This is a genomic window from Bacteroides sp. 1_1_14 (assembly GCF_000162515.1).
Classification (GTDB): Bacteria; Bacteroidota; Bacteroidia; order Bacteroidales; family Bacteroidaceae; genus Bacteroides; species Bacteroides thetaiotaomicron.
On record NZ_GG774708.1, the window covers coordinates 407849 to 421019 of the forward strand.

6 protein-coding genes are annotated in these 13171 nt (G+C 46.3%); all 6 read left to right on the forward strand.

The window, feature by feature from the left end; all coding sequences use genetic code 11:
• A partial coding sequence (locus tag HMPREF9007_RS06730) for a response regulator (RefSeq protein WP_032850585.1) occupies positions 1–648 on the forward strand: 648 nt, incomplete at its 5' end.
• 326 nt (positions 649–974) lie between these two features.
• Entirely contained in the window at positions 975–5483 is a 4509-nt protein-coding gene (locus tag HMPREF9007_RS06725) for a translocation/assembly module TamB domain-containing protein (protein ID WP_008762741.1), read from the forward strand.
• Positions 5484–5485: 2 nt separating this feature from the next.
• Positions 5486–7852: a BamA/TamA family outer membrane protein gene (locus HMPREF9007_RS06720; protein ID WP_008762742.1), complete on the forward strand. Its 2367-nt coding sequence runs from the start codon at positions 5486–5488 to the stop codon at positions 7850–7852.
• Positions 7853–7980: 128 nt separating this feature from the next.
• Positions 7981–8892, forward strand: a complete 912-nt coding sequence (locus HMPREF9007_RS06715) for a nucleotidyltransferase (RefSeq protein WP_008762743.1) — start codon at positions 7981–7983, stop codon at positions 8890–8892.
• 143 nt (positions 8893–9035) lie between these two features.
• Complete coding sequence (abc-f, locus tag HMPREF9007_RS06710) at positions 9036–10991, forward strand: ribosomal protection-like ABC-F family protein (RefSeq protein ID WP_032850608.1); 1956 nt, start codon at positions 9036–9038, stop codon at positions 10989–10991.
• A gap of 13 nt (positions 10992–11004) precedes the next feature.
• Complete coding sequence (locus HMPREF9007_RS06705; protein WP_008762745.1) at positions 11005–13041, forward strand: M13 family metallopeptidase; 2037 nt, start codon at positions 11005–11007, stop codon at positions 13039–13041.
• Positions 13042–13171: the final 130 nt, after the last annotated feature.

Here is a 13171-nt window from a genome sequence, read left to right on the forward strand (position 1 = left end):
CTGCGCTCCTCGACGTTTGATGTGCTGCTGACCGATATACAGATGCCTGCTATCAACGGTTTTGATCTGGTCAAATTATTGCGTGCCTCTAACATTCCGCAAGCCCGCAATATTCCTGTTATTGCTGTCACGGCACGTAGCGAAATGGATGAGAAGGCTTTGCATGAACATGGCTTTGCCGGATGCCTGCACAAACCTTTTACGGTGAAAGAATTGCTGGTAACTCTGAATGAAGGACAAATGTCAGCTGATGAGGCGCATATAACACATGATATGCAATTGATTGCAGATGCGCTGCCTGAAGATACTTTATTCAACTTTTCTGCACTGACTGCCTTCTCGGAAGATGATCCGGAAGCGGCGTGTTCTATTATCCGGACTTTTATCGAAGAGACCGGCAAGAATGCCGACCGGATGCAACAGGCATTAACTGACAGGGAGGTGGATGGAATAGCCGCTATGGCTCATAAACTCCTTCCGCTTTTCACTTTGATCGGAGCTTCTGAGTCTGTTGCTTCATTAAGATGGCTGGAGTCTTGCCGGGGGGAAGAATTCTCCGAAGAAATAGAAAAGACTACGTTGGAGACTTTGGAGGCGGTGCGTAAAGTTGTTCGTGCTGCTGAGGAGTATAGTCTCGGTTTACATTAAATCTCTCCCGGCAGCTCTTTTGGAATAGCCTATATAGTGCCATGCTTGTGCCACCCTGTTGGCACAGTTGTGCCAAAGGCATGTCACAGTCGTGCCACTGCGGTGGCACAAGCGTGCCAACGTAGTGGCACGGGCATAAGCTCGTAGCATAGTGAGAAGGTGCTGCCTTGACAAATATCTCACCTTCCGAATGAACGGAATGAACGGGATGAAATTGCGCTAAATGCAACCATAACCTCCGGCTTTTTCACATTTTAGCTTTTGGACAAACCTTTTTTCAAAGTAATTTGTTTACTTTGTATCACTTTTACACTGACACATCCTGCATGAAACGAAAATGGATAAGACGGGTGGGCTGGATATTGCTTACTCCTATAATACTTTTTGTAATACTGATGGTATTACTTTATATACCTCCTGTTCAGAATCTTTTGCGACGGGAGGTTACTGCGTATGCTTCTAAAGCAACCGGAATGCAGATTCAGGTGGAACGGATAGACCTTCGTTTTCCGCTTAATCTGCTGGTACGAGGGGTGGAAGTCATACAGCAGCCGGATACCTTATTGTCTTTGGAAAGCCTGAATGTCCGCGTACAGGCATGGCCGTTGCTCAAAGGAAAAGTAGAAGTTGACGAGGTTACCTTAAGTCAGGTGGCGGTCAATTCTGCCAATCTGATAGAGGGGATGCAGATAAAAGGCGTTTTGGGGCGCTTCTTTCTGCAAAGTCATGGAGTCGATTTATCGAACGAAACGGCAGTTGTCAATCGGACAGAGTTATCCGATACTCATATACAACTTCTGATGACTGATACCACGACCACTCCCAAAGACACAACAGCATCTGCTCCTGTGAACTGGAAGGTGAACCTTCATCAACTGAAGTTGAAGAATGTATCATTCGGTATGAAACTGCCTGCCGACTCCATGAAGATGGCGGCATACATAGGCGAAGCGACCATTGATGACGCCAAAGCGGATTTAAAGAACCAGTTTTATGGATTGAAGCAATTCCTTTTGTCGGGTGCCTCTGCCAGTTATGACACCGGAGAGGCCCAACCGTCGGAAGGTTTTGACGCCTCTCATATGGCAGTCCGGAATATCCGCATCGGATTGGACTCTCTGCTCTACGAAGGCAGAAATATGAACGCTGTGATTCGTGAAATAACGATGGAAGAGCGTTCGGGACTGAGTATTACTTCACTGACAGGGCGGCTCTTTTCGAATGATTCTATCATCCGCATTCCTGAACTGAAACTGCAAACCCCACATTCAGAAATAGACCTGTCCGCCCAGACTTATTGGGAACTCGTAAATATCCCGACGACAGGACGTTTATCCGCCAGCTTTAACGCACATATAGGCAAAGAGGACGTGATGCTTTTTGCCGGCGGACTGCCTCAAACGTTTAAAGAAGCATATCCGTTCCGTCCGTTAGTGATTCGTGCCGGTACAGATGGAAATCTGAAAGAGATGCAGATTTCGCGCTTCACGGTAGACTTGCCGGGAGCTTTCTCGCTAAAGGGGGGAGGAATCCTTGAAAACCTGACGGACAGTCTGACTCGTTCGGGAACTATTGGGCTGGATATGGTTACTCGGAATCTGAACTTCCTGACAGGATTGACTGGAGTCACACCCGATGGCTCTTTAGTAATTCCCGACAGTATGAGTCTCAAGATGAAGATGGAGATGAACGGCCCGCAGTATAAAGCAAAACTCGATCTGAAAGAAGGCAAGGGCAGCATGAATGTAAATGCCGCATTAAACAGTTCGACAGAAGTTTATACGGCCGATCTGAAAATAAACGATCTGCAACTACATCATTTTCTCCCGAAAGACTCGATTTATGAACTATCTCTTTCGGCAGATGCCAAGGGCAGGGGACTGGATGTCATGTCCTTCCATTCTTTAGCCAATCTGAATCTTTCTTTGGACCAGCTTCATTACGCCCGCTATCATCTTTCGAATGTTCATTTGACGGGAAATCTTAAAGGAGCTTTGGCAACGGCTCAGCTTACGAGTGACAATGAACTTTTGAAAATGACGGCGGATGCAGAATATAATTTAGCTCATAGCTATCCGGACGGTAAAGTGACAGTTGACGTTACTCAGCTTGATTTGTACGAACTGGGACTTATGCCCAAGCCGATGAAACATCCGTTGGCATTCAATTTAAGCGGAGAGGCACGGCAGAACCGTGTTTTCACTCATTTCACCGCCGGTGATATGAAACTGAATCTGAGTGCCCGTGCCGGTGTATATCCTCTGATTCGTCAGTCTACCCATTTTGTAGATGTGTTGATGAAGCAGGTGGATGAAAAACTCTTGGATCATGCTGCTTTGCGTGAAGCATTGCCGTCGGCTATTTTCTCTTTCTCGGCAGGAAAGGAGAATCCGTTGGCAGACTATATGGCAATGAAGAATATATCGTTCCATGATGCTTCCATGAAATTCGGCACTGCTCCCGATTGGGGAATCAACGGAAAAGCAGCCATCCATGCTTTGAAAGTGGATACCTTGCAACTGGATACGGTCTTTTTCACCGTCAAACAAGATACTACCCGTATGAACCTTCGTGCCGGAGTAATCAACGGACCGAAGAATCCCCAGTTTTCCTTCTCCACTATTCTGACAGGCGAGATTCGCGACCGCGATGCCGAGCTGCTGGCAGAATATAAGAACGAAAAGGGGAAAACCGGTGTGTTGCTTGGAGTCAATGCCCGTCCGCTGGTTGGAGGACGTGGAAAAGGGGATGGACTGGCTTTTACACTGATTCCGGAAGAACCGATTATTGCGTTCCGTAAATTCCACTTCAACGAAGATCATAACTGGATTTATCTGCATAAGAATATGCGCGTGTATGCCAATGTGGATATGTGGGATGATGAAGGTATGGGCTTCCGTGTGCATTCGGTACAGGGAGATACGGTTTCTTTGCAGAATATCGATGTCGAAATCCGGAGAATCCGCTTGGATGAAATAACGAGCGTACTGCCTTACTTCCCCGAAATCACCGGATTGTTCTCGGCAGAAGCACACTATATACAGACCGAAAAAGACCTTCAGCTCTCTGCGGAAGCATCCATTGATGAACTGACTTATGAACGCCAGCGCATTGGTGATATTACTTTGGGGGCTACATGGCTGCCGGGCGAACAGGGAAAACAATACCTCAACGCTTATCTGAATCATGATAAGGTAGAAGTGCTGATAGCAGATGGCAAGCTGCTCCCTACCTCGACGGGAAAGGATAGCCTGGAAGTAAATACGACGTTGGAACACTTCCCGCTTCGTATTGCCAACGCCTTTATTCCCGACGAGCTGGTTACGCTTGCCGGTGATATGGACGGTGACCTGAATATAACAGGCAGTACCGAGCAGCCATTGATAAACGGTGAACTGATACTGGACAGCGTATCTGTCCTGTCACGCCAGTATGGTGCTAACTTCCTGTTTGATAACCGCCCTGTGCAGTTGAAGAACAATCGTCTGATATTTGATAAGTTCGCCATTTACACCACGGGAAAGAATCCGTTTACGATCGACGGTTATGTCGATTTCCGTGATATGTCCCGACCGATGGCGAGTCTGAATCTGCTGGCGGAAAACTATACCTTGTTGAATGCGAAGCGTACTCGCGAAAGCCTTGTCTACGGAAAAGTCTTTGCGGACTTGCGGGCAACCATAAAAGGCCCGTTGGACGGGTTGAATATGCGTGGAAACCTAAATCTGCTGGGCAATACGGATGTCTCGTATGTACTGACCGATTCACCGCTGACCGTGCAGGATCGTCTGGGAAGTCTGGTGACATTTACTTCATTCAGTGATACCACCACAGTTGTCCGTCAGGAAGTGCCTACCGTATCTTTAGGAGGATTGGATATGCTGATGATGGTTCATATCGACCCTTCAGTCAGGGTGAAAGTGGACTTGGACGCCAGTGACAATCGTATCGAACTGGAAGGAGGTGGCGATCTTTCGATGAAATACACTCCGCAGGGAGACCTGACATTGACCGGACGTTACACACTGAGCGGTGGACTGATGAAGTATTCTCTGCCTATCATTGCAGTCAAGGAATTTGCCATCGATAACGGCAGCTATGTAGATTGGACCGGAAACCCGATGGACCCCATGCTGAACTTCAAGGCAACTGACCGTATCCGTGCTTCCGTATCCGAAGGAGAGAACGGAGGAACGAGAATGGTTAACTTTGACGTTTCCATTGTCGTAAAGAACCGGCTGGACAACCTGTCTTTTGCTTTCGACGTAGCGGCCCCGGAAGATGCGACCATACAGAATGAACTGACAGCAATGGGAGCGGAAGAACGTGGAAAACAGGCACTTTATATCATGTTGATGAAAACCTATCTCGGCACCGGACCGATCGGCGGTGGAGGCGGCGGACTTGGCAAGCTGAATATGGGTTCTGCCCTGAACTCCGTACTGAGCAGTCAGATAAATTCACTGATGGGTAACCTGAAGAATGCCAGCGTCTCTGTGGGTGTCGAAGATCATGACGCTTCGGATACCGGTGGCAAGCGTACGGATTACAGTTTCCGTTATTCGCAGCGCCTCTTCAATAACCGCTTCCAGATTGTAATCGGCGGTAAGGTATCGACGGGCGAAAATGCGACGAATGATGCCGAATCCTTCATTGACAATATCTCTTTGGAATATCGTCTGGACCGTACGGGAACCCGTTATGTCCGTTTGTTCTACGATAAGAACTATGAGAGTGTACTCGAAGGGGAGATTACGGAAACCGGAGTCGGTCTGGTACTTCGCAAGAAACTGGATAAACTCAGTGAACTGTTCATCTTTAAGAAAAAGAAGTAAGAATGAAAGATATACGTATTAACATATTAGCAGGCTGTCTTATAAGTATAGTGTTGTTCTCGGCGTGTTCGGTGACGAAACATCTGCCCGAAGATGAAATACTCTATACCGGAGGAAAAACGGTGATAGTCAATAAATCATCGACACGGGTTGGTGAAACTGCTTTGACGGAAATCAATGCGGCGCTTGCCAAAACTCCCAGTACTACTCTGTTGGGAGGTTTTCTGCCTATTCCTTTTAAAATGTGGATGTATAACGACTTCGTGAAATACAAGAAAGGATTCGGTAAGTGGATGTTTAACCGCTTTGCCGCCAATCCGCCCGTATTTATTTCTACTGTCAATCCCGAAGTACGTGTCAAGGTAGCCACTAACCTGCTCCGTGATTACGGATATTTCAATGGAAAGGTGACTTACGAGACTTTGGTCGATAAGAAAGATAGTCTGAAAGCAAGTCTGCTCTATACGGTAGATATGAAGAACCCTTATTTCATTGATACAGTGTATTATCAGCGTTTCACTCCCCAGACTCTGAAGATCATGGAACGCGGACGTCGTATGTCTTACATCACCCCCGGCGAACAGTTTAATGTGGTGGATTTGGATGAAGAACGTTCCCGTATCAGTACCCTTTTGCGTAATCGGGGATATTTCTACTTCCGTCCGGACTATATGACCTATCAGGCAGATACAACCTTGGTTCCCGGCGGACATATCAGTCTTCGTCTGATTCCTCTTCCGGGATTACCGGCTGCCGCTCAACGTTCTTACTATGTAGGAGATGCTTCGGTCTATCTCTTCGGAAAGAATGGCGAGGCACCTAATGACAGTATCTTGTACAAGAATCTGAATATTCACTATTATGATAAACTGCAGGTCCGTCCGAATATGCTCTATCGATGGATGAACTATCAGCAGTTTGTACGGAGCAAACAGATGAGGGCTTCCAACCGTACCCGTCTTTATAGCCAGTACCGGCAGGAGCAGGTGCAGGAGAAATTGAGTCAGCTCGGTATATTCAGCTATATGGATATGCAATATGCTCCCCGAGATACGACAGCGGCTTGTGATACACTGGATGTCACTATGCAGGCTACATTTGCCAAACCGTTGGATGCAGAACTGGAACTGAATGTAGTAACGAAGAGTAATGACCAGACCGGTCCCGGTGCATCTTTCGGTGTCACTCGTAACAATGTATTCGGAGGTGGTGAAAGCTGGAACGTAAAACTGAAAGGCTCTTATGAGTGGCAGACCGGAGGCGGTGAGAAGAGCTCACTGATGAACAGTTGGGAAATGGGGCTTTCTACCTCTCTGACTTTTCCGAGAGTCGTGTTCCCGCATCTGGGTAAACGGGAGTTTGACTTCCCGGCCACGACGACCTTTCGTCTGTATATCAACCAACTGAACCGGGCAAAGTATTATAAACTGCTGTCCTTTGGCGGCAATGCTACATACGATTTCCAGCCCTCCCGTACCAGCCGGCATAGTATTACTCCTTTTAAACTGACATTTAATGTCTTGCAGCATCAGTCTGAGGATTTTAAAGAGATAGCTGAAGCTAATCCTGCATTGTATGTCAGTCTTAGGAACCAGTTTATTCCGGCGATGGAATATACGTATACGTATGACAATGCTTCGGGTCGTCGGATAAAGAACCCTATCTGGTGGCAGTCTACCGTCACTTCGGCGGGTAATATCACTTCCCTTATTTACCGTGCTTTTGGCAAGCCGTTCAATGAAGAGGATAAGAGTTTGCTGGGGGCTCCGTTTGCACAGTTTGTGAAGTTGAATACGGAGTTGCGTCATTTGTGGAACATAGATAAGAATAATGCGATAGCCAGCCGCATGGCAGTAGGTGCACTGTTTACTTATGGCAATGCTACGATAGCTCCCTATAGTGAACAATTTTATGTAGGTGGTGCCAATAGTATCCGTGCTTTTACAGTGCGCAGTGTCGGTCCGGGCGGTTATCATCCGGAAGAGGGAAAATATTCCTACCTGGATCAGACAGGAACTTTCCGCTTTGAGGCGAATGTGGAATATCGTTTCCGTATTTTCAAGAGCTTTTGGGGAGCTACCTTTCTGGATGCAGGAAATGTGTGGTTGTTGCGCAAAGACAGAAAGCTTTTAGCTGATGGAAAAGAAGCACGTCCCAATTCACAACTGCGTCTGAAGACTTTCCCTAAACAAATAGCTTTGGGAACGGGTGTCGGTATCCGTTATGACATGGATATTCTCGTATTCCGTCTCGACTTCGGTATTCCTCTGCATCTGCCTTATGATACGGACCGTAGCGGCTATTATAATGTAACCGGAGCTTTCTTCAAGAATCTGGGAATACATTTTGCTATCGGTTACCCGTTCTAATGAATGATTTTTGTACGATTTTAGTGAATAATGATTGATATTTGTCCTGTTGGATTCAACTATTTTTGTAAATTTGCAACGAAATCTGATGCCATTGACATCACTAACCTTTTAATATTACACAATTTATGAAACCAACTTTATTCTTATTGGCTGCTGGTATGGGTAGCCGTTATGGAGGCTTGAAGCAATTGGACGGACTGGGTCCTAACGGCGAAACTATTATGGATTACTCTATCTATGATGCTATCAACGCAGGATTTGGTAAGCTTGTATTTGTAATCCGCAAAGATTTTGAACAGGATTTCCGCGAAAAGATTATTTCTAAATACGAAGGCCACATTCCTTGCGAACTGGTATTCCAGTCTATTGATGATCTTCCGGAAGGATTCACTTGTCCGGCAGACCGTACAAAACCATGGGGTACAAATCATGCGGTAATGATGGGAGCTGATGTGATTAGTGAACCGTTTGCGGTAATCAACTGCGATGACTTCTATGGTCGTGACTCGTTCCAGGTAATGGGCAAATTCCTGTCTGCTCTTCCCGAAAATTCCAAGAATGTTTATTCAATGGTAGGTTTCCGTGTGGGAAATACGTTGAGCGAGAGCGGTACGGTATCTCGTGGTATCTGCAGTACAGATGCTAACAACTTGCTGACTTCCGTAGTGGAACGTACGAAGATTCAACGTCTGGACGGCGAAGTAAAATACATCGATGATAACGGTGAATGGACAGCTACTCCTGATACGACTCCGGTAAGTATGAACTTCTGGGGCTTTACTCCCGACTACTTTGCTTACAGTGAAGAGTTCTTCAAGACTTTCCTGAGCGATCCGAAGAACATGGAGAACCTGAAGAGCGAATTCTTTATCCCGCTGATGGTGGATAAATTGATTAACGACGGAACTGCAACTGTAGAAGTTCTGGATACTACCAGCAAATGGTTTGGTGTAACTTATCCGGAAGACCGTCAGAGCGTAGTGGATAAGATTCAGGCATTGGTAGATGCCGGTGAATACCCTGCTAAATTGTTCTAAAGAAAAGCTTTTGATAAAGACCAGGAAGCAGTCATTCATGAGAATGACTGCTTTTTTTGTCTTTCATAACGGATAATACTGCCCTTTATCCAATAATTATTCATTATCTTTGCAATCCAAAATCTTATAAATCAGAGACAGACGTGATTTCAGTAGAAGGATTATCAGTAGAATTTAATGCGACACCGCTCTTTGCGGATGTCAGCTATGTTATCAATAAAAAAGACCGCATCGCTTTGGTCGGCAAGAATGGTGCGGGCAAATCGACTATGTTGAAAATATTGGCAGGTCTGCAAAACCCGACCCGTGGAGTGGTAGCCGTCCCTAAAGATGTAACAATCGGCTATCTGCCGCAAGTCATGATCCTTTCGGATGTCCGCACGGTGATGGAGGAAGCAGAACTCGCTTTCGAGCATATTTTCGAACTTCAGGCAAACCTTGAACGGATGAATCAGCAGCTTGCCGACCGCACCGACTATGAATCCGAAGAATACCACCAGTTAATAGACCGCTTCACACACGAAAACGACCGCTTCCTGATGATGGGAGGAACCAATTTTCAGGCGGAAATAGAACGTACCCTGTTGGGATTGGGCTTTAGCAGGGAAGACTTTAACCGTTCGACTTCCGAATTCTCCGGCGGCTGGCGTATGCGTATCGAACTAGCGAAGCTCTTGCTCCGTCGTCCGGATGTGCTGCTCCTTGATGAGCCGACTAACCATCTGGATATCGAGAGTATACAATGGCTGGAGAACTTCCTGTCTACCCGTGCTAATGCTGTTGTGCTGGTCAGCCACGACCGTGCTTTCCTTAATAATGTAACTACCCGTACGATCGAGATTACCTGCGGTCAGATTTATGACTATAAAGTGAAGTACGATGAGTTTGTCGTATTACGTAAAGAACGTCGTGAGCAGCAGCTCCGTGCCTATGAGAATCAGCAGAAGCAGATACAGGATACGGAAGACTTTATCGAACGTTTCCGCTATAAGGCAACCAAGGCCGTACAGGTGCAGAGTCGTATCAAACAACTGGAAAAGATAGACCGTATCGAGGTCGATGAGGAAGACAACTCTTCCCTCCGTCTGAAATTTCCTCCTGCCAGCCGCAGCGGGAATTATCCGGTTATCTGTGAAGACGTACGCAAGGCATACGGACAGCACGTTGTTTTCCATGATGTGAATCTGACGATCAACAGAGGAGAAAAAGTCGCATTTGTCGGAAAGAACGGAGAAGGTAAATCTACGTTAGTGAAATGTATCATGGGCGAGATTGATTTTGATGGTAAACTGACGATCGGGCATAACGTGCAGATCGGTTACTTTGCACAGAATCAGGCGCAGATGCTGGATGAAAACATGACGGTATTTGATACGATCGACCGTGTGGCGACAGGAGATATTCGGTTGAAGATACGTGACATTTTGGGTGCATTCATGTTTGGCGGAGAGGCTTCGGATAAAAAAGTGAAAGTACTTTCCGGTGGAGAGCGTACTCGTCTGGCTATGATTAAGTTGTTGCTGGAACCGGTGAACTTCCTGATTTTGGACGAACCTACCAATCATCTGGATATGCGTTCCAAAGATGTACTGAAAGAAGCTATCCGCGAATTTGACGGAACAGTGATACTTGTCAGCCACGACCGTGATTTTTTGGACGGACTTGCGACTAAAGTATATGAGTTCGGTGGTGGAACAGTGAAAGAACATCTTGGCGGTATCTACGATTTCCTGCAAAAGAAGAAGATCGACAGCCTGAATGAACTTCAGAAAGGAGTTTCTCTCTCTACTTCTCCTACCGCATCTGCCAAAGGAAACGAAGCGGATACAGAGCAACCTTCGGAGAACAGACTCTCGTATGAAGCGCAGAAGGAACTCAATAAGAAGATAAAGAAGTTGGAACGCCAGGTGGCGGACTGTGAGGCTTCGATTGAAGAAACGGAATCGGCAATCGCCATTCTGGAAGCAAAGATGGCAACCCCGGAAGGAGCATCGGATATGCAACTGTATGAACGGCATCAGAAGCTGAAAAAGCAATTGGATACCACCGTTGAAGAGTGGGAACGGGTTTCGATGGAACTGGAAGAAGTGAAAAACTAATTTATTATATAATATGAAAGTAACCAAGTATTTACCAATTCTTGCCGTATGCCTTATGACAACAGGATGTAATAGCAAGAAAGAGGCCGTACTAACGTCCGGTATCGACCTTGCTAATCTGGATACCACGGCAATGCCGGGTACAAGTTTTTATCAGTATGCCTGCGGTGGGTGGATTGAAAGTCATCCGCTGACAGACGAGTATTCACGCTTCGGCTCTTTCGATATGCTTCACGAGAAAAGCCGCGAACAGTTGAAAGAACTGATTGCAGAACTGGCTGCAAAGAAAGACAACGCTCCGGGCAGTGCTGCCCAGAAAGTGGGTGATCTTTATAACATCGCTATGGACAGCGTGAAGCTGAACAAAGAAGGAGCAGCTCCGATCAAAGAAGAAATGGCGGCTATCGATGCGCTCAAAGATAAAGAAGAGATTTACACCTACATTGCCGAAAGTCAGAAGAAAGGAATACGTCCTTACTTTACCATGTTTGTTAGTGCGGATGATATGAACAGCTCTATGAACATGGTTCAGACCTATCAGGGCGGTCTCGGAATGGGACAGCGTGATTACTATCTGGAGAATGACGAGCAGACAAAGAGTATCCGCGATAAATATAAGGAGCACCTCGTTAAAATGTTCCAGTTGGCCGGCTATGACGAAGCTACCGCACAGAAAGCAATGGTGGCTGTGATGAACATCGAAACACGTCTTGCCAAAGCTGCCCGTTCACAAGTAGAATTGCGTGATCCGCATGCCAACTATAATAAGATGGATATGGAAACGCTGAAAAAGAACTTCCCTACTTTCAACTGGGATGCTTATTTCACTACTTCGGGACTGAATGACTTGAAAGAAGTGAATATCGGTCAGCCTGCAGCCATGAAGGAAGTTGCCGATGTTATTAATACAGTGCCTCTTGAAGACCAGAAGTTCTATCTTCAATGGAATCTGATCGATGCCGCAGCCTCTTTCCTTAGTGATGATTTCGTAGCACAAAACTTCGACTTCTATAGTAGAACAATGTCTGGCAAGAAAGAAATGCAGCCTCGCTGGAAACGTGCGGTAAGCACTGTAGACGGCTCTTTGGGTGAAGTAGTAGGACAGATGTATGTCGAGAAATACTTCCCTGCCGCTGCCAAAGAACGTATGGTTGGATTGGTGAAGAATTTGCAGACTTCTTTGGGCGAACGCATCAAAGCGCTGGAATGGATGAGTGAACCGACAAAGGTGAAAGCATTAGAAAAACTGGCAACTTTTCATGTAAAGATCGGTTATCCGGATAAATGGAAAGATTACTCTGCTCTGGAGATCAAAGACGACTCTTATTGGGCAAATATCGAGCGTGCCAGCCAATGGGACTTCAATGACATGATTGCGAAAGCCGGTAAGCCGGTTGACAAGGACGAGTGGTTGATGACACCTCAGACGGTAAATGCTTACTATAATCCGACAACCAACGAAATCTGTTTCCCAGCCGCTATCCTGCAGGCTCCGTTCTTTGATATGAACGCTGACGATGCGATGAACTATGGTGCTATCGGTGTGGTTATCGGCCATGAAATGACTCACGGATTCGACGATCAGGGCCGTCAATACGACAAGGATGGTAACCTGAAAGACTGGTGGACAGAAGAAGATGCTAAAAAGTTCGAGGAACGTGCTCAAGTGATGGTTAACTTCTTTGACAGCATAGAAGTGGCTCCCGGTGTGCATGCAAACGGTGAACTTACTTTGGGAGAGAACATTGCCGACCACGGTGGCTTGCAGGTTTCTTTCGCGGCTTTCAAGAAAGCAATGGAAACAGCACCGCTGGAAGTTGTTGACGGATTTACTCCCGAACAACGTTTCTTCCTTGCTTATGCTAATGTATGGGCCGGACACATCCGCCCGGAAGAGATTCTCCGACTGACCAAACTCGATCCTCACTCTTTAGGAAAATGGCGTGTGGACGGAGCATTGCCTCATATCCAGAACTGGTACGAAGCATTCAATATCACAGAACATGATCCTATGTTCGTAGCGAAGGACAAACGAGTGTCTATCTGGTAATAGATTTTGATTAGAAGCTCTATGTGCGAAGGAGCGTTGACTTTCCAACAGGAACAGTCAACGCTTTTTTTTTATTAATTCACACCTTATTTATTACGTACGATAAACAATATTTCGTAACTTTGCGCAT

Bases quoted from the DNA above. Each gene is read 5' to 3' on its own strand.
- HMPREF9007_RS06720 (WP_008762742.1), top strand. From the start codon at position 5,486: ATGAAAGATATACGTATTAACATATTAGCAGGCTGTCTTATAAGTATA.
- HMPREF9007_RS06725 (WP_008762741.1), top strand. From the start codon at position 975: ATGAAACGAAAATGGATAAGACGGGTGGGCTGGATATTGCTTACTCCT.
- HMPREF9007_RS06705 (WP_008762745.1), top strand. From the start codon at position 11,005: ATGAAAGTAACCAAGTATTTACCAATTCTTGCCGTATGCCTTATGACA.
- HMPREF9007_RS06715 (WP_008762743.1), top strand. From the start codon at position 7,981: ATGAAACCAACTTTATTCTTATTGGCTGCTGGTATGGGTAGCCGTTAT.